A 20,533-nucleotide genomic window follows, 5' to 3' on the forward strand; every position below is an offset into this window, starting at 1 on the left:
AGTTGCCATAAGCGCGGCGACGTGCGACCGGTGACCGTACAGGCAAACGAGCGCGAGGAAGCCTTTCGTTGTCTTATTTTGTTGAAGTCGAAATCTGAGCGCGAGAGCAAGCCGGCATCAATGCAATTCGAAATCCCGAGGCTCCGCAAACACCGTCTTGCCCTGCCCCAGACTTTTCGCCCGATACATCGCGCGGTCGGCGGCGCGCAGCACGGCGGTCATGTCGGCCTGACGCGTGGTGGTCGCGCCGGGAAGCAGGCATGCGCCGATGCTCGCCGACACCGACACCGGCCGCTCCTGCACCGATGTCAGCGCGCCCAGTACCGAGTGAATGCCGTCGGCCACCAAGAGCACCGCCGCCCGGTCGCGCACCTGATGCGCGAGCACGACGAACTCGTCGCCGCCCAGACGCGCGATGGTGTCCGATTTGCGCATGCGCCTCGCGAGTTGTTGCGCGAAGGACTGCAGGAGCATGTCGCCGACGGCGTGGCCGTAGGTGTCGTTGACTTCCTTGAAGCCGTCGAGGTCGATCAGCAGGAGTGCGGTGGCGTTGTCGCCGCCTGCTGCGGGCGCGGCCATCGCGCGATTGACGATGTTCTCCAGCGCGTAGCGATTGGATAAGCCCGTGAGCGGATCGGTGGAAGCCTGGCGCGCGAGATCACGATTCGCGCTGCCGAGACGATCGACGAGCACGCTCAGATACACCGATGCCGCCAGCACGCTCAGCCCGAGCCCGATCGCGGCGGGCAGATTCGCGCGCCACCATGGCTGCCAGGTTCCAAGAGCGAGGACGACGATGAGCGCCGTCGAGCACGAGACCGCGAGCGTTTGCTTGCCGTAGCGGCATCCCGAGCCGATGAGAAACCAGAACATCACCCAGAGCATCGGCAGTGCGGTTGCGCCGCCGGCGGCGAGCGCGAGCCCGAGAATCGACTGGTCCGCGATGGTCGTGACGGTGAGCCGCGCAACGGACGGCGCACTCATGCGGCTGACGACAAGGAGCGAAAACGCGCCGTAACACACGTACAGCGCAATCACGCGCGTGAGCAGCGCGACATCGTGCGACGGATGAAACCATGCGAACGTGCCATAGGCCAGCAGAACCGCCGCTCCCATCCAGACGCGCAGCGTGGCCTGCTCGCGTTCGGGATTCCGGTGCCCGGACCATGCAAAGGCATAGGTCCGGCGTGCCGGTTGATGCGCCTGCTCCATACTGAACCCCTGGATGGTGATTTCTTGCTGTGGTCTCTTGGTCTTATGTCATGCGGCCCGTTCGCCTGGCATCGGTGGCAGGGCATTGCATCGAGTTGCACCGAAGCGAGCGAACGCTATTTTGCAACGTTTTGCGAAGACGCTGTGATTCGTGTAAGAACGGCTTTCGAACTTCTATTTCTGATTCACCGTGATGCGCGACGAATCTGTTTCTCTGGCTGGCGAATGGCTGCCGGTTTGCAATAGCGAGGACGTGCCCGAAGGCGGCGCGCGTGGTTTTGTCGTCGCCGATGAGCGGATCGTCGTGTGGCGCGACAGCATCGGCGCGGCGCACGCATGGCGTGATTACTGTCCGCATCGGGGCGCGCAGTTGTCGCTCGGGCATGTGATGCGCGACCAGATCGTGTGTCCGTATCATGGCTGGCGTTACGACATCGAAGGGCAGTGTTTGCGGATTCCGTCGAATCCGTCGCTGCGCCCTTCGAAGCGCGCCTGCGCGACGACTTTCATTTGCGAAGAGAAATACGGCGTTATCTGGATGTGCTTCGGCGAGCCCGCTCATGCGCTCGATTTCTTTCCCGAGGCCGCGATTCCCGGTGGCAGGCGCATCAATCTCGCGCCGCAGACGGTGAAGTCATCCGCGCCGCGTGTCGTCGAGAATTTTCTGGATATGGCGCACTTTTCGTTCGTGCACGAGGGCATTCTGGGCGAGCAGACGCATACGGAAGTGCCGGATTACGAAGTCGTCGCGAACGATGCCGGGCTGGAGGCACGTCAATGTCGATACTGGCAGCCCGCCGGGATGCCGGGGCAGGGCGGCGGCGCGATGATCGACTACGTGTATCGCGTGAAGCGGCCGTTGATCGCAACGTTGACGAAGATGGCGTCGGGCGGGCAGGGCGCGCTGCATATCATGCTGGCGGCGTCGCCGGTGACGCAGACGGAGACGCGCGCGTGGCTCGTTTCCATTCACGAGGATGATTCGACCCACTCCGATCAGCAGCTTTACGACTTCAATATGGAGATCCTGATGCAGGACACGCCGATTGTGGAGTCACAGTGGCCTCGACATTTGCCGCTCGATCTCGATGCGGAGTTGCATCAGCGGTGCGACCGGATGGCGGTGGCTTACAGGCGGTGGCTGGCGGGGATGGGGTTTGGATATGGCACGGTGACATCGCACAGCGATGGCGAGTGGCGATAGGACCGCCGCCGCCAAACTGCACCGAGTGAAAATTCTTGGCGCGCCCGGCTGGGATCGAACCAGCAACCCCTGCCTTCGGAGGGCAGTACTCTATCCATTGAGCTACGGGCGCATCTGAGAAGGGCTTGCGAAGGAAAATACGCCGAAAGACGGCTGCAAGGCCCATGCGAATCCGAGAGGATACCTGTTTTCCGTTACGTCGTCCATCGAGCGAGCCTGCGAGTCCTGCGCGGAAAGCGTCACGAAGCATCACACGATTCGGGTAAACGCCCGTTCCACCGCGCCGGCCACCTCGCGCCGTCAGTTAAGCGTTCCGTCTATAATCGACCGTGCCTTTCCCGAAGGCGCCTTAGCGCAATGCCCTGGCTGTCACGCTGTCACTGAACCGACTCACACCAAAAAACGGGAGACGAGACAAGCATGAGCGAAGCACCCCACGGAGCCCCGATCAAAACACCCGGCCAACTCATCGCCGCGGTCATCGCGGGATTCGGCATCCCGGTCGCCATCATCATTCTGCTCGCGGTGTACGTGAACAATTCCACGCGCACCGGCGCGGGCACGGACATCGAACAGTCGGTGAAGGAGCGCATCGCGCCCGCCGCGCAGGTCGATGTCCGCGACGCCAACGCGCCGCGCGTCTACAAGACCGGCGAGGAAGTCTTCAAGGCCGTGTGCTCCGCCTGTCACGCGGCGGGCACCGCGGGCGCGCCCAAATTCGGCGATGCCGGCGCGTGGGCACCGCGCATCGGCGAAGGCTACGACACGCTGCTGCATAACGCGCTCAACGGCAAGGGCGCCATGCCCGCACGCGGCGGCACCAGCCCCGACGATTACAGCGACTTCGAAATCGCCCGCGCGGTCGTCTATATGGCAAACGGCAGCGGCGGCAAGCTCGCGGAACCTGCGCAACCCGCGCCGGGCTCGGCTGCCAGCGCGGCCGCTCCGGCCGCCGCTCCCGCCGGTGCAAGCGCGAACGAAAACGCTCAGGCCGCAGCAGCCGTCGCGGCGCTCGCATCCGTGCCGCAGGCTGCTGCGCCGGCAGCGGGCGCGCAAAGCGCCGATGCCGCTCAGGCCGGCAAGGCGCTCTACGAGCAGGTGTGTCAGGCGTGTCACGCGGCGGGCGTGCTCGGCGCGCCGAAGTTCGGCGACAAGGCCGCATGGGCGCCGCGCCTGAAGGAGCCGATGGACACGGTCTACAACTACGCACTCAAGGGCAAGGGCGCGATGCCGCCGAAGGGTGGATCCAACGCATCGGATGCGGATGTCAAGGCCGCCGTCGATTACATGGCGAACGCGGCGAAGTAAGCCGGCCAGACGCAAAAAACCCCGCGCGAGCGGGGTTTTTCAATGGCGATGCCGAAACGCGTCAACCCTTCTGCAACATCGCCTTGAGCATCGCCATGCGATCCTTCGGCGACAAGGGCGCTTCTTCGGCCGTCGGCGGGGGCGCATCGTCGAGCAGCATCTCGGGGATGAACCGCGACGGCTCGCACACCACCGTCTCCCGCGCGCGCTTTCTCTTCTTGCACCAGTTCAGATGCAGACTGCGCTGCGCGCGCGTGATCGCGACATACATCAGCCGACGCTCTTCCTCGATACGTGAATCGTCGACCGGCGCGTCATCGTCCGAGCCGCCGCGATGCGGCATGATGCCTTCCTCCACGCCCACCAGAAACACGTGCGGATACTCCAGCCCCTTCGACGCATGCACCGTGGATAAACGCACCGCGTCCGGATCTTCCTCCTTGCCCTCGAGCATCGACATCAGCGCGACAGTCTGGATCAGGCCAAGCAGGTTCTTGCCTTCATCGGCGAAACCGTCGGCGGTGTCGAAGCCGGTCTGTTCCGTTCCGGGCGCGGCATCGGGTTTCGTGCCCTTGCGCTTCAGCCATTCGAGAAACTCGAGCACGTTTTGCCATTTGGACTGGGCCTGCCGCTCGTCGTACGCATCGTAGAGATACGACTCGTAGTGGATGGCTTCCATCATGTCGTCGAGGACTTCAGTCGCGGGATCGCGCGCGGCGCGGTCCGACAGGCGGCGAATCCATTCGCAGAACGTGCGCAACGGCTCGACCTGCCGCGCCGACAGCCGCGCCTCGATGCCGCCCATGAACACCGCCTCGAACAGCGACACCTTCGCCGCGCCGGCGAACGCGCCGAGCGCTTCGAGCGTCGTATTGCCGACACCGCGCCGAGGAGTCGTGATTGCGCGGATGAACGCGGGATCGTCGTCGGGATTCGCGATCAGACGCAGATACGCGATGAGGTCCTTGATCTCGGCTTTATCGAAGAACGACTGTCCGCCGGACAGCACATAAGGAATGCGCTCGCGTCTCAACACCTGTTCGAAGATGCGCGCCTGAAAGTTGCCGCGATAGAGAATCGCGTAATCGCGAAACTGCGTGCGCCGCTCGAACTTGTGCGCCGACAGCCGGAACACGACGGATTCCGCCTCGTGCTCTTCGTCGTTGCAGCCGGTGACGGTGATCGTGTCGCCCATGCCGTGCTCGGACCACAGCTTCTTCTCGAACAGCTTCGGATTGTTCGCGATGACGTTGTTCGCCGCCGTCAGAATGCGCACCGTCGAGCGATAGTTCTGCTCCAGCTTGATGACGTGCAGCCTCGGGAAATCCTTGCCGAGCTGCGCGAGATTTTCGATGGTCGCGCCGCGCCAGCCATAAATCGCCTGGTCGTCGTCGCCCACGGCTGTGAATGCCGCGCGCGGGCCGGCCAGCAGCTTCACCAGCTCGTACTGGCACGCGTTCGTGTCCTGGTACTCGTCGATCAACAGATAACGCAGACGGTTCTGCCACTTGTCGCGCACCTGTTCGTTCTGCGCGAAAAGCTGCGCGGGCCGCAGGATCAGATCGTCGAAATCGAGCGCCTGGTACGCGTGCAGCGTCGCCGCATAGCTGCGATAGACGATCGCCGCCTGATGCTCGTCTTCGTTGCTCGCGAGCACGGACGCCTGATCGGGCGACACCATCGCATTTTTCCACAGCGAGATGATCGACTGGATCTTCCGGATCAAGCCCTTGTCCGTCGTGCCGAGTTGCTCCTGCACCATGCCGAAGCAATCGTCGGCATCCATGATCGAGAACTGCGGCTTGAGCCCGACATGCTCCGCTTCCTGGCGCATGATCTGCACGCCGAGCGAATGGAACGTGCAGATCGTCAACTGATTGACGGGGATCTTGCGGCCTTCCTTGCCGGGCGTCGTGAGCGTCTTGCCTTCGAGGAGCTTCGCCGTGCGCTCGCGCATTTCGAGCGCGGCCTTGTTCGTGAAGGTGAGCGCGGCGATGTGCTTCGGCTCGAAGCCGCGCCCTTCGATCAGATGGGCGATCTTCTGCGTGATCACGCGCGTCTTGCCGCTGCCCGCACCGGCGAGCACGAGACAGGGACCATCGAGATAGCGCACGGCTTCGCTTTGCGCGGCGTTCAGACCTGCGGACATCGTTTTGGGCTTTTGGAGTTGGGGCGCGCTTAGCTGAAACCCGCGCGCGGAGGAGAGCGCGATGTTAACACGATCGTCGCGGCGCGGTTCCGGCCCTCGTTCGTGCCACAATATCCGATCGATTTCCCAACAGGACGATGCCCGCATGGAAACAGCACTGAAAGTCGGCGTAATGGGCTACGGACTCGCGGGCGCGACGTTTCACGCGCCCGTCATCGAGCACTGCGGCCGCGCCGAAGTGACCGCGATCGCGACGAGCCAGGCCGAGCGCGCGCAGGCCGATTATCCGAACGCACGGATCGTCGCGGATCTCGACGCCTTGCTCGCCGTCGACGAGCTCGAATGCGTCGTCGTCGCGACGCCGAACGACACGCACTTCGATCTCGCGCATCGGGCGTTGTCAGCGGGCAAGCACGTGGTCGTCGACAAGCCGGTTACGCTGTCCGCGCGCGATGCCCGCACGCTCGCCGATCTCGCCGCGCAACGCGGGCTAGTGTTCGCGCCGTTCCACAACCGCCGCTGGGACGGCGATTTCATGACGGTGCGCGCGCTCATCGAAAGCGGGCGGCTCGGGCGCGTCACGCATTACGAATCGCATTTCGACCGGTTCCGTCCCAAAGTGCCGCAACGCTGGCGCGAGGAAGCGGAGCGCGGCGGCGGCCTGCTTTTCGATTTGGGGCCGCATCTGATCGATCAGGCGCTGACGCTTTTCGGCGCGCCGCAGACGGTGACGGCGTTCGTGAAAGCGCATCGCGATCACGCGCACGCGCCGGATTACGTGCATCTCGTGCTCGGCTACGACGACAAGGAAGTGATCCTGCATGCGAGCGCGCTTGCGGCGCTGGAGCCGCCGCGTTTCGCGATCCACGGCACGCGGGGCAGTTATGTGAAGTACGGGCTCGATACGCAGGAAGATCAGTTGCGTTCCGGCATGCGGCCGGGCAATCCGGAATTCGCGAAGAATCCGCCGGGCGTGCTGCGCGAAGTCGATGGCGACCTCGATCTGCGTCACGAATTCGCCACGAAGGACGGCGCGTATGTCGAGTTTTACCGGGCGCTGGCGGCATCCATTCTGGATGGCAAGCCGTTTCCGGTGTCCCCGCAGGACGCGGTCGATACGATGACGGTCATCGAACTGGCGATAGAGAGCGAGAAGGAAGGGCGGCGGGTGGCGTTCCGGCGCATCGGCTGAACACGGTTCAGCGTTCTCGTGCGCTGTCCATCAGCCGTACCCGAATCCGTTTGACAACCCCAATTCGGTCGCGTAAATTCTGCCGCACGCGTCGGGAGAGCGCGTGGCCGCTGTTGTCTTCAGCATGGCCGCGCCGCCGAAGGGGCATACCCGCAAACTCTCAGGCAAAAGGACCGACGGCGTCGAGGAAAGCAATTTCCTCGCACTCTGGAGAGCGGCAGCGGCTTCATCGATGAAGCCAGTTGCCCACCGAAGGGGCGCGCGATGAACCGTCAGTCACGCTGAGGTTCGCGCAATCTCTCAGGTACCGAGGACAGAGGGGTCACGCATCGCAACCGCTACGCGGCATGGGCCTTGCGCGCTGCTTCCGGCAGCACGAAAGGCGCATTCGGCAGGCGAATTGTGCGCTGCGTGGCCTTTTTTGTTCTGCGAACCGAGGCCCCGATGACTTCTCTTCAACACACGCCCTTGCACGCTGCTCACCTCGCGCTCAATGCGCGCATGGTCGATTTCGGCGGCTGGGACATGCCCGTCAACTACGGTTCGCAGATCGACGAACACCGCGCGGTGCGCACCGACGCCGGCATGTTCGACGTGTCGCACATGCGCGTCGTCGATTTCGAGGGCGAAGCTGTCCGCGAATTCTTCAAGTACGCGATCGCCAACAACGTCGACAAGCTCACGACGCCCGGCAAGGCGCTCTACTCGTGCCTGCTCAACGGCGACGGCGGCGTGATCGACGATCTGATCGTCTACTACTTCTCCGAAACGAGCTTTCGCGTTGTCGTGAACGCGGGCACGGCCGAAAAGGACATCGCCTGGTTCGGGCAGTTGAATGCCGAAGGCGAATTCAATCTCGCCATTACGCCGCGCCGCGATCTCGCGATCATCGCCGTGCAGGGCCCGAACGCGCGCGAAAAGACCTGGCAAGTGCTGCCCGACACGCGCGCGCAGACTCAGGACATCAAACCCTTCAACGCAGTCGTTTTCCCGTCCACACACTATGGCGAGCTGATGCTCGCGCGCACCGGCTACACCGGCGAGGACGGCTTCGAGATCGTCGTCCCGGCGACGCACGTCGAAGCGCTGTGGAACGCATTGCGCGACGCGGGCGTGAAGCCTGCCGGACTCGGCGCGCGCGACACGCTGCGGCTGGAGGCCGGCATGAACCTCTACGGTCAGGACATGGACGAAACGGTCTCGCCGCTCGACGCCGGCCTCGCGTGGACCGTCGATCTGAAGGCGGAACGCGATTTCGTCGGCCGCAGCGCGCTGGAGGCGCACGGCTCGAAGGCGAACTTCGTCGGGCTCGTGCTCATCAAGGAAAACGGCAAGGCGGGCGGCGTGCTGCGCGCGCATCAGAAGGTCGTCACGGAACACGGCGACGGCGAGATCACGAGCGGCACGTTTTCTCCGTCGATGCAGGAATCGATCGCGTTCGCGCGCGTGCCGACGGCCGTTGCCGTCGGGGACACGGTGCAGGTCGTCATCCGCGACAAGCAACTTCCGGCGCGCGTGGTAAAACTTCCGTTCGTGCGCAACGGCAAGGTTTTAGTGGCTTTGTGAAGCCGTCGCGCCCGTTCCCTCCGATCAAGAACCTCACGAAAGAACCACGAAGGAGCATCCAATGAGCATCCCGGCCGATCTGAAATACACCGAATCGCACGAATGGGTCCGCACCGAATCCGATGGCACGCTGACCGTCGGCATCACCGATCACGCGCAGGAAGCGCTCGGCGACATCGTCTTCGTCGAACTGCCCGCGGCGGGCAAGACCGTCGCGGCGGGCGACGCGATCGCGGTGATCGAATCGGTGAAGGCCGCATCCGATATCTACGCGCCGGTCTCGGGCGAGATCGTCGCGGCGAACGACGCGCTGACGTCGTCGCCCGATCAGGTCAACGGCGCGCCGTACGAAAGCTGGCTCTTCAAGATCAAGCCGGCGGGCGACGCCGGTCTCGACAAGCTGCTCGACGCCGAAGGCTACGGCAAGTCGATCGGCGAATAACCTATCTCAATGACGATGGCGGCTCCTTCAAGCGAGCCGCATCGCAGGAATTCACATGAAGCTCGAACACCCGGATCGCCTGATGAACCGCACCTCCCTGTCACTCGCCGCGCTCGAATGCCACGACGCATTCGCCGAGCGGCACATCGGCCCCGATGAGGCGGACCAGCGCGCGATGCTCGACGCGCTCGGTTTCGCGTCGCGCGCGGCTTTCATCGACGCGGTGATTCCTGAATCGATCCGCCGCAAGGAAACGCTGCCGCTCGGCGCGTTCACGCAGCCGAAGAGCGAGGCGGAAGCGCTCGCGTCGCTGCGCAAGCTGGCGGACGAGAACCTGGTGTTTCGAACCTATATCGGCCAGGGTTACTACGGCACGCACACGCCGGCGGTGATCCTGCGCAACGTGCTCGAAAATCCGGCGTGGTACACGGCTTACACGCCGTATCAGCCGGAGATTTCGCAAGGGCGTCTCGAAGCGCTGCTCAATTTCCAGCAGATGGTGATGGACCTGACGGGCCTCGCGATGGCGAACGCGTCGCTGCTCGACGAAGCCACCGCCGCCGCCGAAGCGATGACGCTCCTGCAACGCGTCGGCAAGCCGAAGTCGAACGTCTTCTATGTCGCCGATGACGTGCTGCCGCAAACCATCGAAGTCGTGCAGACGCGCGCGAAGCCGGCGGGCATCGAGGTGAAGGTCGGTCCTGCCGCCGATGCCGCGAATGCAAACGCGTTCGGCGTGCTGCTGCAATATCCGGGCGCGAACGGCGATGTGCGCGACTATCGCGCGCTGGCCGAGGCGATCCATGCGGCGGGCGGCCACGTCGTCGCGGCGGCGGATCTGCTCGCGCTGACGCTCATCACGCCGCCGGGCGAGTGGGGCGCGGACGTCGCGATCGGCAATACGCAGCGGTTCGGCGTGCCGATCGGCTTCGGCGGTCCGCACGCGGCCTACATGGCCGTGCGCGATGAATTCAAGCGCCAGATGCCGGGCCGTCTCGTCGGCGTGACCGTCGACGCGCAAGGCCATTCCGCGCTGCGTCTCGCGCTGCAAACGCGCGAACAGCACATCCGTCGCGAGAAGGCGACGTCGAATGTCTGCACGGCGCAGGCGTTGCTCGCCATCATGGCGAGCATGTACGCGGTGTATCACGGCCCGCGCGGCCTGAAGACGATCGCGCTGCGTGTGAACCGCGTGGCGTCGGTGTTCGCGGCGGGCCTGAAGAAGCTCGGCTATGCGATCGCCAACGACAGCTTCTTCGACACCGTCACCGTCGACAGCGGCGCGAGCACGACCGCGCTGCATCAGGCCGCTTACGCCGCGCATATCAATCTGCGCCACGTGAGCGCGAGCCAGGTGGGCGTGTCGCTCGATGAAACCACCACGCGCGACGACTTGCTCAAGCTCTTCGCGCTGTTCGCCGAAGTGGCGGGCAAGACCGAAACGTTCGATATCGACGCGCTCGATCAGGCCGCCCCCGATTCGCTTCCGGCGGAACTGCACCGGACGAGCGATTACCTGACGCATCCGGTTTTCAATCGCCACCACTCGGAACACGAAATGCTGCGCTACCTGCGCAGCCTCGCCGACAAGGACCTCGCGCTCGACCGCACGATGATCCCGCTCGGCTCGTGCACGATGAAGCTCAACGCGACATCCGAAATGCTGCCGGTCACGTGGCCCGAGTTCGCGCAGATTCATCCGTTCGCGCCCGCCGAGCAGACGGTCGGCTATCGCACGATGATCGATCAGCTCGAACAGATGCTCGTCGCCTGCACGGGCTATGCGGCCGTGTCGCTGCAGCCGAATGCCGGCTCGCAGGGCGAGTACGCGGGCCTGCTGATCATTCACGCGTATCACGAGTCGCGCGGCGAAGGGCATCGCAACGTGTGTCTGATTCCGGCATCCGCGCACGGCACGAATCCGGCGTCAGCACAGATGGCGGGCATGCAGGTCGTCGTCGTCGCGTGCGATGCGAACGGCAACGTCGATATCGAAGATCTGAAGGCGAAAGCCGGCAAGCACTCGGCGAATCTCGCGGCGATCATGATCACGTACCCGTCGACGCACGGCGTGTTCGAGCGCAACGTCCGCGAAATCTGCGACATCGTGCATTCGCACGGCGGTCAGGTGTATGTCGACGGCGCGAACATGAACGCGATGGTCGGTCTCTGCGCGCCCGGCCAGTTCGGCGGCGACGTGTCGCATCTGAATCTGCACAAGACCTTCTGCATTCCGCACGGCGGCGGCGGGCCGGGCGTCGGCCCGGTCGCGGTCGGCGCGCATCTGGCGAAGTTCCTGCCGAATCAGGCGTCGACCGGTTACAAGCGCGACGAAGCGGGCATCGGCGCGGTGTCGTCGGCGCCGTACGGCTCGGCCGCGATCCTGCCGATCTCGTGGATGTACATCGCGATGATGGGCGCGCAAGGTCTCACGGCCGCCACCGAAAGCGCGATTCTCGCGGCGAACTATGTCGCGAAGCGCCTCGCGCCGCACTTTCCGGTGCTGTACAGCGGCGCGGGCGGCCTCGTCGCGCATGAATGCATTCTCGACGTCCGTCCGATCAAGGAATCGAGCGGCATCTCGGTGGAAGACGTCGCGAAGCGCCTGATCGACTACGGCTTCCACGCGCCGACGATGAGCTTCCCGGTTCCCGGCACGCTGATGGTCGAGCCGACGGAATCGGAATCGAAGGAGGAACTCGACCGCTTCATCGACGCGATGATCGCGATCCGCGAGGAAATCCGCGCAGTGGAAGAAGGCCGCGCGGACCGCGAGGACAACGTGCTGAAGCACGCGCCGCATACGGCGGCTGTCGTCGCATCGGACGACTGGGCGCACGCGTACACGCGCGAAGCGGCGGCATATCCGGTGAAGTCGCTGGTGGCGCGCAAGTACTGGTCGCCGGTGGGCCGCGCGGACAACGCTTACGGCGATCGCAACCTGATGTGCTCGTGCGTGCCGGTGTCGGAATACGCGGACGAGTAAGACGCCGAGCAGGAACCTGAGAGAGGGCCGCCCGAAAACGTAAAGCTTCGTCGGGCGGTTTTGCGGCACGTTCCAGAACAGCTAACATCTCACCCCGGACCAAAAAGCCAAAACAGGGAGTTCACATGGCGCTCAAGGTGCGAGAGGTGAAAGGGACGTACCGCGCGTGCGTGGCGCTGGCGATGCTCGGGGCGATGTCGATCGCTGCATCGCCCGCGCAGGCCGCGATGAATTTCTGCGCCGCGCCCGCGATGCAGACGAGCGAGCGCACCAACGCCGATCCCGGCGTGAAGGCGCTCGTGAAGATGGTGCAATCGCACGTGAACGATCAGCCGAAGCCGCGCGCGAGGCTGCACACCGAAGGCACGCTGCCGCACGAAGGCATCTACGACGAGAGCGTCGAAGCGGAGAAGGACCTCGGCCTGATGCGCGACGCCGCGCTCGCATGGCGCGCGACCGGCGACGAGCGCTATCTGCGCCTCGTCGACCGTTTCCTGTTCGCGTGGACGACGACCTATCAGCCGAGCTTCAATCCGATCGACGAAACGAATTTCGAGTCGCTGATCCTCGCGTACGACCTCACGGCGAGCGCCTTGCCGGTCAAGACGCGCAATGCGGCGAACGCGTTCATCACGAAGATGGTGAGCGGTTATATCGCCGATATGGACAAGCAGCCGCGCCCGCTCACGGGCAACTACCGGAACAACTGGCAGAGCCATCGCGTGAAGCTGGTGGCGATGGGCGCGTTCACGATCGATGACCGCAAGCTCGTCAACGCGGCGCAGCGGTTGTTCGTCGAGCATATCGGCGACAACATCGCGCCGGACGGATCGACGGTCGACTTCGCCGAACGCGACGCGCTGCGCTACGTCACCTACGATCTTCAACCGCTCGTGACGGCGGCGCTCGCCGCGCGGCGGCACAACCGCAACTGGCTGCCCGAGCGCGCGCAGTCGGGCGCGACGCTCGCCGAAGCGCTCAACTGGCTCACGCCGTATGCGCTCGGCACGAAGACGCACGATGAATTCGTGAAGTCTTCCGTGCCGTTCGACGCCAAGCGTCGCGAGGCAGGCTTGCCAGGATTCTCGGGTCAATGGGATCCGAAGAACGCGGCGGAACTCTTTCATCTGGCGGCGCGGCTTGACGGCCGCTACACGCCGGTGGCGCTGCGGCTCGCACCGACGCCGCCCGCGTGGCTCGCGGTGTGTCTGCCGCTGCCGGCGCGCTAACTTTCAAAGTCAGGAACCATCATGGCAGTCAGCGTATTCGACCTTTTCAAGATCGGCATCGGACCTTCGAGCTCGCACACCGTCGGACCGATGCGCGCGGCGTTGATGTTCGCGCAGGGGCTCGAGCGCGACGATCTGCTGGAATCTACGGCATCGGTGAAATGCGAGCTCTACGGTTCGCTCGGCGCGACGGGCAAGGGTCACGGCACCGACCGCGGCGTGATGCTCGGCCTGATGGGCGACGCGCCCGATACCGTCGATGCGTCGAGCATCGTGCCTCGTCTGGAGCAGGTGCGGACATCGAAGACGCTTGCGCTGCTCGGCGCGCACAAGATTCCGTTCACGCTCAAGGAGAACATCGCGTTCTACCGGCAGGCGCTGCCGGAGCATCCGAACGGCATGAAGCTTTACGCCTTCGATGCAAGCGGCGCGCTGCTGCGTGAGGCGACGTATCTGTCGGTCGGCGGCGGCTTCGTCGTGACGGCGGGCGCGGCGAACACGGCGGTTCTGACGGCGCACGAGCAATTGCCGTATCCGTTCCAGACGGGCGACGAACTGATGAAGATGTGCGCGGAGTCGGGCAAATCCATCGCGCAACTGATGTGGGAAAACGAGCGCGTCTGGCGCAGCGAAGAGGAGATTCGCGCCGGACTCTTGCGCATCTGGGACGTGATGCAGGACTGCGTCGCGCGCGGTTGCGGCATCGGCAATCCGGAAGCGGAGGGGCATTTGCCCGGGCCGTTCCAGGTGAAGCGTCGCGCGCCGCAGCTTTACAAGGCGTTGGCGGGCAAGCCGGAGCAGGCATTGCGCGATCCTTTGTCGATGATCGACTGGATCAATCTCTACGCGATCGCCGTGAACGAGGAGAACGCGATCGGCGGGCGCGTGGTCACGGCGCCGACCAACGGGGCGGCAGGGATCATTCCGGCAGTGCTGCATTACTACGACCGGTTCGTGCCGGGATCGAACACGCAGGGCGTGATCGATTTTCTGCTGACGGCCGCTGCGATCGGCATTCTGTACAAGATGAATGCGTCCATTTCGGGCGCGGAAGTGGGGTGTCAGGGCGAAGTCGGCGTCGCTTGTTCGATGGCGGCGGGCGCGCTGGCCGCGGTGCTCGGCGGGACGCCGGCGCAAGTCGAGAACGCCGCCGAGATCGGCATGGAGCACAACCTGGGGCTGACCTGCGACCCGGTCGGCGGGATGGTGCAGATTCCGTGCATCGAGCGCAACGCGATGGGTTCGGTGAAAGCCGTCAACGCGGCGCGCATGGCGATGCGCGGCGACGGATCACACTACGTTTCGCTCGATTCGGTCATCAAGACCATGAGAGAAACCGGCGCGGATATGAAGACGAAGTACAAGGAGACGTCGCGCGGCGGGTTGGCGGTGAATATCGTGGAGTGTTGAGGGATTGATGCCTTCGCGCAGACATCGCCACGACGACTGAAACATTCGGTGCATGGCGATCAAGGCGCTGAATGGAGCGGTTAGCATCGGTAGAACAAGAACGATTCTATCGATCGCTATCTCGAACCGGTGCGCTCGGTAGACATACCTGAGAGCATCGCTTTGGAACCGAAGGAACTTGTCGCGCATAGAAAGGTGCGCAAAACGCTGAACGGCGCACCGCAGTTCAAGCCAATGAACAAAAGCAGGTGGCCCAAGCCCTTCAACAGAATGGCGCGGCCGCGCGTTCATGCTACGGATCTCATTCGTGTCTCCTGCGACCATTCCGTGCTTTTCATGTGGCGCGATGGAGAGGAACTCGAAGATCGCTCGTTTTATGGGCATCTGATCTGTATGTTGCCGCGCGGCGAGATGTACCCGCTGTTCGAGTTTCACTACCATCCCAGTCACAAGGGTCTGCATTGCAAGATGCCCTGCCGGACTGACTTCGACTATCGGAATCGCTTGCTGCCCGGCGCGCCCGAGCTTAACCTCAAGTCTTCGAGACGCTTCGATCCGGCTGTAGCCGAAGACCGCGCCGCACTGATCGTGCTGTTCTGCCAGACGGCGGACATATCCATTTCAAACGAACATAACGGCCAAGGCGACCTGTTGTGCTGACCGACATTCTCAAGCGAACGATCTGCACGCTGTTCGAGGTGCATGCCGATGGCAATGGCGTGCAGCGCATTGTCACGCCGCTGCGGTATCCGGGAACGGGTGATCACGTGGTCGTTCGCATTCGCCCGCGCGACGACGGATGGGTCATAGACGAAAACGGAGAAGCCTGCTTTTCGGCGAGTTTGGCGGGGGCAGACGTCGAATCAGGCGTCGTCGAGCATTGGTCGCAGGAGCACGCACGACTCAGCCCCGCGCGGCTGTGCGAAGACGAAGTGATTCGCGCGGAAACCACCGACGAGCGGCTTCTTGCACCGTATGTGTTTCGCGTAGCCGAAGCAGCTCAGCAACTTTATGCTGTCGCGACTTCGAAGGTGGAACGTCAATCAACCAACGATTTCAAGGAACGACTGACTCGTACCATCGCCGAAATAGCTGCCGAGTTCGGTGTCGGATACCAGTCGGACGTCGAGTTGCCGATTTCGGGCGGCCTGACAGCGGATCACCTGATCGACACGCCCACGCCATCGATCATCATCGCCGCGACGAGCGCGAAGCGCCTGCTCGAGGGCGAGCTCATCCACTTGCAGTATCGCGCCGTGCACATGCCGGGACAGGTACTCGCCATCGCTGAAAATCAACAGGCAGTCGGCAAGACCGAGTTCGAACGCGCCAACTACTACACGTGGAAGACAGTCGTCTTCGACGCGCGAAACCTTCGGAGTCTCATCGGCTCCGTGCTTCACTGAAGCACACCATCACGCCCCGATCAAATTCACCACCTTCACGTTCCGCGTATCCGGCACTTCCGCGTAAGACAACACCTTCAACTGCGGCAAGCTCCTGCGCAGGAACCGCGCCAGCATCGCGCGCAGCGAATGCTGCACCAGCAACACCGGCGGCAAGCCCAGATTCTGCTGACGCATGATGGCGTTCTGCGTCGAGTTCATCAGCGTCTGCGCGAGGCCCGGCTCCAGCCCCGGATTCGCGCCCGTCGACAAAGCCTGCGATAGCACGCGCTCCAGCGTCGGATCGAGGCCCATCACCTGCAGATCGTCGGTGCCCGGATACCACTGCTGCGTGATCGCGCGTCCCAGCGCGAGACGCACCGCCGCCGTGAGATCGTGCGGATCGGACACGCGCGGCGCGTGTTCCTGCAAGGCGTCGAGGATCGTGCGCATATCGCGGATCGGCACGCTTTCGTCGAGCAGGTTTTGCAGCACCTTCTGCAGCGTCGTGAGCGACAGCACCTTGGGCACGAGATCGTCCGTGAGCGAGGGCGTGTCCTTGCCGATGCGTTCCAGCAGCGCCTGCACTTCCTGACGTCCGAGCAACTCGGCCGCGTGCGTCACGACGAGATGATTCAGATGCGTCGCGACCACCGTGCTCGCATCGACGACCGTGTAGCCGTAGACCTGAGCCTGCTCGCGCAGATTGGTATCGATCCACACGGCCGGCAGACCGAACGCCGGATCCTGCGTCTGCGCGCCGGGCAGCGCGGCCGACACCTGTCCCGGATTGATCGCGAGCCACTGCCCCGGAAACGCTTCGCCGACGCCGACTTCCACGCCCTTCAACGCAATGCGATACCCATTCGGCCGCAGTTCGAGATTGTCGCGGATGTGAATGACCGGCGGCAAAAAGCCGATTTCCTGCGCGAACTTCTTGCGAATGCCCTTGATGCGCTTGAGCAACTCGCCGTCGCTGTTGCGATCGACGAGCGGAATCAGGCGATACCCCACCTCCAGCCCGAGCGGATCGATGAGCGACACGTCTTCCCAGCTCGCCTCCGCATTCTCCGCCGACGCAGCCGCCGCGCTCGCCTGGAGCGGCGTGACATCGGTGACGGCGCTTTTCTTCTTCGCTTCGGCACGCTTGTTCATCGTGCGCGCGGCATAGACGAGGCCGCCGCCGAGCAGCATGAACGCGAAGTGCGGCATGCCCGGAATCAGACCCATCACGCCGATGATGACGCCCGTGATCATCAGCACGCGCGGGTTCTGGAACAACTGTCCGGTCAACTGCGTGCCGATGTCTTCCTCGGTCGCGACGCGCGACACGATCACGCCCGCCGCCGTCGAGATGATGAGCGACGGAATCTGCGCGACGAGGCCATCGCCGATCGTGAGCAGCGTGTAGTTGGTCGCCGCGTGCCCGAAGTCCATGTCGTGCTGGAGCATGCCGACGATCAGTCCGCCGACCACGTTGATCACCATGATCAGCAGGCCCGCGATCGCATCGCCGCGCACGAACTTGGAGGCGCCGTCCATCGATCCGTAGAACTCGGCTTCCTGCGCCACGCTCTGGCGGCGCTTTTTCGCGGTTTCCTCGTTGATGAGGCCGGCGTTCAGGTCGGCGTCGATGGCCATCTGCTTGCCGGGCATCGCGTCGAGGGTGAAGCGCGCGCCGACTTCCGCGATACGTCCCGCGCCCTTCGTGATCACCATGAAGTTGATGATCATCAGAATCACGAACACGACGATGCCGACCGCGAAATTCCCGCCGACGAGAAAGTGCCCGAACGATTCGATCACCTGACCCGCCGCGTCCGGGCCGGTGTGACCTTCGAGCAGCACGATACGCGTCGACGCGACATTCAGCGACAGGCGCAGCAGCGTCGAGAACAGCAGCACGCTCGGGAACGCCGCGAAATCGAGCGGCTTTTGCGTGTACATGCTGACGAGCAGCACCATCACCGACAGCGCGATGTTGAAGGTGAACAGCAGATCGAGCAGGAACGACGGCAAGGGCAGAATCATCATGCCCAGGATCATGCAGATCAGGATCGGGCCGGCGAGGGCTCGCAAGTTCTGCGTGCCCAGCGCGTCGGGCCGTTTGGCGAAAAATCCAGCGCGCGCGTTCATGCTGCGGCTCCATTGTCAGTGTTGTCGCCGGACAGAGCCTCTGCGGCTTCCCTGTCGGCGTCGGCGTCGGATACGCCGCCTTTGTCCAGTTCCTTCGGCACGTCGAGATCGGACGGTTCGTCCGGCTCGATGCCGCCATCTTCCCGGTAGCGCTTGAGCTGATAGACCCACGCCAGCACTTGCGCGACCGCGCCGTAGAGCGCGCCTGGAATCTCGCGGTTGATCTCGACGTTGTGATACAGCGCGCGCGCGAGCGGCGGCGCTTCGAGCAGCGGCACGTTGTTCTCCCGGCCCAGCTCGCGGATGCGCGCCGCGACCAGGTTCACACCCTTCGCGACGACCTTCGGCGCGCGCATCTGGCCGTCGGTGTATTTCAGCGCGACGGCGAAGTGCGTCGGGTTCGTGACGATCACATCGGCGGTCGGAATCGCCTGCATCATCCGGCGACGCGCCGCCGCGCGCTGCTGCTGGCGGATCTTGCCCTTGATGTGCGGATCGCCTTCGCTTTCCTTGTGCTCGCGCTTCACTTCTTCCTTGCTCATGCGCAGCTTCTTCGCATGCGAGTAGAGCTGATACGGCACGTCGACGGCGGCGACGAGAAACAGTCCGCCGATCGCCATGCCGCAGCACACGAAAATCAGATGCATCGCGTCGGCGAGCGCCAGACCGAGCGGCTTCGTCAGGAGACCAAGCACTTCGGCCTTGCGGCTCCAGATCGCCGAGCCCGCCATGCCGCCGACGACGATCGTCTTCAGCATCGACATGCCGAGCTGAACCGGCCCTTGCGCGGAGAAAATCTTGCCGAGGCCGCTGATTGGATTCAGGCGCCCGAAGTTCGGCGCGAGCGGCTTCGTCGTGATGAGCCAGCCGCCGAGGGCCATCGGTGCGGCGAGCGCGGCGAAACCGGCGAGCGCGAGGACCGGCAGCACGGCGAGCATGCCTTCCCTGCCCGCGTTCGCCGCGCCGATCATCATCTGGCGCGTGTCGAGCACGGTCGCGTGATCGAAGGTGAACGCGCCGCGCAGAATAGACTGCAAATGCTGGCTGATCGGCCCCGACAGACCCCACACGCCGAAAAATCCCGCCGCGAGCAGCGCGAAAGACGCGAGTTCCCGCGAACGCGCGACCTGACCTTCCTCACGCGCCTTTTCCAGGCGCTTGGGAGTCGCTGATTCGGTTTTTTCGAGATCGCTTTCTTCTGCCACCGGGCCTTGCTCCGTTGCTTCCGTCGTTTTCAGATGCGAGCGGCGCGAAGCCGCTTTTTGATGAAAGCGATTATTGCGGAATGCGTCGAGCAGCTATCGGCGGATAAAGCCGGAGAAAAGGGGGTTATTCGGCCGATGAAAGCGCGGCAAAGAAAAGCGGCGCGCGCCCCATGCGAAGCGCGCGCCGTGCGAGAGGCGAAATGTGGCGATCAGGCGCCCGGAACGCGGCCGTCCGGGCCGTAGAAGCCGCTCTTCGACGGAGCGACCTGCAAGGCGGCCAGGGCCTTCCGGTTGTATTCCATGCGGGTGCGGATCAGCACGCCGTTGTTGTTGTTGCCCTGCTTCGCGCGGCGGGCGGCGGCGGTGAGCAGCGCCCATTGCTCGGCGATCGCGTTGTCGTCCGCGGCCGCCGCTTCCATGCCCGCGAAACCGGCAGGGAAACCGAGCGCTTTCAACTGTTCGTCGCGCGCTTTTTCGAGGACGGAGATGCGCTCCGTGAGCGCGGTCTTGTTCTGAACGATCTCGGGCAGCGCCGGAAGCGGCTGCGCGGCGATCAGCGCTTTTTCCTCATCGGCGAGGAGAGTTTCGAAGGCCTGAACAGCGGCGACTTCTTCGGTGACAGTGGCAAGCAGGGCGTCTTTCATTGCATCGCTCATGAAGCAGAAGCGGTTTCAAAAAGCCGCCCGGTTTCGCGAACGCCCGCCGTCACGCGCTCATCGCACGCCAGGGAAGCGCTCAGCCGCCGGTCGGCGGGGTTCTCGTTTGCAGCAGATCGCGGGCGGTGCTCAGAATGCCGTCGGCGATCTTGCTGGTGTCCATCTTCAGGCTGCCGTCGCGGATCGCGGACTTGATCGACTCGACTTTCGCCGTGTCGATGTCCGATCCGTTCGACGCGCGCAGGTCGCTCGAAAGCGACGACAGGCTCACCGTCGAATTCTTCGCGGGGCTCGCGCCGGTTTGCGATTGCTGCACGGCGCCCCCGGCACCTTTTGCGTCGCTTTGCGACGCGCGTTGCAGGTTGTCTTGAAGGCCTGCCATGGAGGTGTTGCTATTCGTTTCGATCTTCACGATGTCCATTCCCGAACGTGTTGAGTCCTTTAACGGCGACG

16 protein-coding genes, 1 tRNA gene and 2 riboswitches are annotated in these 20,533 nt (G+C 64.0%); of the genes, 10 read left to right on the forward strand and 7 right to left on the reverse strand.

The features are described 5' to 3' along the window. Positions 1-117: 117 nt before the first annotated feature. Positions 118-1,212 (reverse strand): GGDEF domain-containing protein, encoded by a 1,095-nt coding sequence (locus U4Y90_RS18610; RefSeq protein WP_321796669.1) that lies wholly within the window; start codon positions 1,210-1,212, stop codon positions 118-120. Positions 1,213-1,405: 193 nt separating this feature from the next. On the opposite strand from U4Y90_RS18610, the gene U4Y90_RS18615 reads away from it, so the two are divergent. Then, positions 1,406-2,416, forward strand: a complete 1,011-nt coding sequence (locus U4Y90_RS18615) for an aromatic ring-hydroxylating dioxygenase subunit alpha (protein ID WP_321796670.1) — start codon at positions 1,406-1,408, stop codon at positions 2,414-2,416. Between the two features lie 36 nt (positions 2,417-2,452). On the opposite strand, the gene U4Y90_RS18620 is transcribed toward U4Y90_RS18615, so the two are convergent. Continuing rightward, positions 2,453-2,528, reverse strand: a tRNA-Arg gene (locus U4Y90_RS18620). A gap of 308 nt (positions 2,529-2,836) precedes the next feature. Between U4Y90_RS18620 and U4Y90_RS18625 the strand changes: the two genes are divergently transcribed. Further along, positions 2,837-3,724 (forward strand): c-type cytochrome, encoded by an 888-nt coding sequence (locus U4Y90_RS18625; protein WP_321796672.1) that lies wholly within the window; start codon positions 2,837-2,839, stop codon positions 3,722-3,724. A gap of 61 nt (positions 3,725-3,785) precedes the next feature. Here U4Y90_RS18625 and U4Y90_RS18630 read toward each other — a convergent pair whose 3' ends face one another. Then, positions 3,786-5,873: a UvrD-helicase domain-containing protein gene (locus U4Y90_RS18630; protein ID WP_321796673.1), complete on the reverse strand. Its 2,088-nt coding sequence runs from the start codon at positions 5,871-5,873 to the stop codon at positions 3,786-3,788. A 145-nt stretch (positions 5,874-6,018) separates the two neighbouring features. Here U4Y90_RS18630 and U4Y90_RS18635 point away from each other — a divergent pair, with 145 nt between their 5' ends. The 8 genes from U4Y90_RS18635 to U4Y90_RS18670 all read left to right on the forward strand — a co-directional run bounded on the left by U4Y90_RS18635 (position 6,019) and on the right by U4Y90_RS18670 (position 16,104). Beyond that, entirely contained in the window at positions 6,019-7,065 is a 1,047-nt protein-coding gene (locus tag U4Y90_RS18635) for an oxidoreductase (protein WP_321796675.1), read from the forward strand. Between the two features lie 82 nt (positions 7,066-7,147). After that, positions 7,148-7,251, forward strand: a riboswitch (glycine riboswitch). A gap of 11 nt (positions 7,252-7,262) precedes the next feature. Further along, positions 7,263-7,392, forward strand: a riboswitch (glycine riboswitch). A gap of 117 nt (positions 7,393-7,509) precedes the next feature. Beyond that, positions 7,510-8,631, forward strand: a complete 1,122-nt coding sequence (gene gcvT / locus U4Y90_RS18640) for a glycine cleavage system aminomethyltransferase GcvT (RefSeq protein WP_321796676.1) — start codon at positions 7,510-7,512, stop codon at positions 8,629-8,631. A 61-nt stretch (positions 8,632-8,692) separates the two neighbouring features. Next, entirely contained in the window at positions 8,693-9,073 is a 381-nt protein-coding gene (gene gcvH / locus U4Y90_RS18645; RefSeq protein ID WP_321796677.1) for a glycine cleavage system protein GcvH, read from the forward strand. 55 nt (positions 9,074-9,128) lie between these two features. Then, complete coding sequence (gcvP, locus tag U4Y90_RS18650; RefSeq protein ID WP_321796678.1) at positions 9,129-12,059, forward strand: aminomethyl-transferring glycine dehydrogenase; 2,931 nt, start codon at positions 9,129-9,131, stop codon at positions 12,057-12,059. 182 nt (positions 12,060-12,241) lie between these two features. After that, positions 12,242-13,288, forward strand: coding sequence for an alginate lyase family protein (locus U4Y90_RS18655; RefSeq protein WP_321796712.1), 1,047 nt, complete (start codon positions 12,242-12,244; stop codon positions 13,286-13,288). 21 nt (positions 13,289-13,309) lie between these two features. Then, positions 13,310-14,698 (forward strand): L-serine ammonia-lyase, encoded by a 1,389-nt coding sequence (locus tag U4Y90_RS18660; protein ID WP_321796679.1) that lies wholly within the window; start codon positions 13,310-13,312, stop codon positions 14,696-14,698. 162 nt (positions 14,699-14,860) lie between these two features. After that, positions 14,861-15,358: a hypothetical protein gene (locus U4Y90_RS18665; protein WP_321796680.1), complete on the forward strand. Its 498-nt coding sequence runs from the start codon at positions 14,861-14,863 to the stop codon at positions 15,356-15,358. Next, the gene (locus U4Y90_RS18670; protein WP_321796681.1) at positions 15,352-16,104 is read left to right on the forward strand and encodes a hypothetical protein; all 753 of its coding nucleotides are present in this window, start codon (positions 15,352-15,354) and stop codon (positions 16,102-16,104) included. The genes U4Y90_RS18665 and U4Y90_RS18670 overlap by 7 nt, the downstream gene beginning before the upstream one ends. A 9-nt stretch (positions 16,105-16,113) precedes the next feature. Here the strand turns inward: U4Y90_RS18670 and flhA are convergent, their stop codons facing one another. The 4 genes from flhA to flgM form a co-directional block, all read right to left on the reverse strand. Next, the gene (gene flhA, locus U4Y90_RS18675; RefSeq protein ID WP_321796682.1) at positions 16,114-18,219 is read right to left on the reverse strand and encodes a flagellar biosynthesis protein FlhA; all 2,106 of its coding nucleotides are present in this window, start codon (positions 18,217-18,219) and stop codon (positions 16,114-16,116) included. Further along, positions 18,216-19,424 (reverse strand): flagellar biosynthesis protein FlhB, encoded by a 1,209-nt coding sequence (gene flhB / locus U4Y90_RS18680; protein ID WP_321796683.1) that lies wholly within the window; start codon positions 19,422-19,424, stop codon positions 18,216-18,218. The genes flhA and flhB overlap by 4 nt, the downstream gene beginning before the upstream one ends. Positions 19,425-19,633: 209 nt before the next feature. Further along, positions 19,634-20,068, reverse strand: coding sequence for a flagellar protein FlgN (locus U4Y90_RS18685; protein ID WP_321796685.1), 435 nt, complete (start codon positions 20,066-20,068; stop codon positions 19,634-19,636). A gap of 91 nt (positions 20,069-20,159) precedes the next feature. Beyond that, entirely contained in the window at positions 20,160-20,501 is a 342-nt protein-coding gene (gene flgM / locus U4Y90_RS18690) for a flagellar biosynthesis anti-sigma factor FlgM (protein WP_415749381.1), read from the reverse strand. Positions 20,502-20,533 lie beyond the last annotated feature (32 nt).

It is taken from the genome of Caballeronia sp. J97 (assembly GCF_905220305.1).
Taxonomy (GTDB): domain Bacteria; phylum Pseudomonadota; class Gammaproteobacteria; order Burkholderiales; family Burkholderiaceae; genus Caballeronia.

Excerpts from the sequence above, each read along its gene's own strand:
- U4Y90_RS18610 (WP_321796669.1), bottom strand. The coding sequence starts at position 1,212 with ATGGAGCAGGCGCATCAACCGGCACGCCGGACCTATGCCTTTGCATGG.
- U4Y90_RS18615 (WP_321796670.1), top strand. The coding sequence starts at position 1,406 with ATGCGCGACGAATCTGTTTCTCTGGCTGGCGAATGGCTGCCGGTTTGC.
- U4Y90_RS18625 (WP_321796672.1), top strand. The coding sequence starts at position 2,837 with ATGAGCGAAGCACCCCACGGAGCCCCGATCAAAACACCCGGCCAACTC.
- U4Y90_RS18630 (WP_321796673.1), bottom strand. The coding sequence starts at position 5,873 with ATGTCCGCAGGTCTGAACGCCGCGCAAAGCGAAGCCGTGCGCTATCTC.
- U4Y90_RS18635 (WP_321796675.1), top strand. The coding sequence starts at position 6,019 with ATGGAAACAGCACTGAAAGTCGGCGTAATGGGCTACGGACTCGCGGGC.
- gcvT (WP_321796676.1), top strand. The coding sequence starts at position 7,510 with ATGACTTCTCTTCAACACACGCCCTTGCACGCTGCTCACCTCGCGCTC.
- gcvH (WP_321796677.1), top strand. The coding sequence starts at position 8,693 with ATGAGCATCCCGGCCGATCTGAAATACACCGAATCGCACGAATGGGTC.
- gcvP (WP_321796678.1), top strand. The coding sequence starts at position 9,129 with ATGAAGCTCGAACACCCGGATCGCCTGATGAACCGCACCTCCCTGTCA.
- U4Y90_RS18655 (WP_321796712.1), top strand. The coding sequence starts at position 12,242 with ATGCTCGGGGCGATGTCGATCGCTGCATCGCCCGCGCAGGCCGCGATG.
- U4Y90_RS18660 (WP_321796679.1), top strand. The coding sequence starts at position 13,310 with ATGGCAGTCAGCGTATTCGACCTTTTCAAGATCGGCATCGGACCTTCG.
- flhA (WP_321796682.1), bottom strand. The coding sequence starts at position 18,219 with ATGAACGCGCGCGCTGGATTTTTCGCCAAACGGCCCGACGCGCTGGGC.
- U4Y90_RS18685 (WP_321796685.1), bottom strand. The coding sequence starts at position 20,068 with ATGAAAGACGCCCTGCTTGCCACTGTCACCGAAGAAGTCGCCGCTGTT.
- flgM (WP_415749381.1), bottom strand. The coding sequence starts at position 20,501 with ATGGACATCGTGAAGATCGAAACGAATAGCAACACCTCCATGGCAGGC.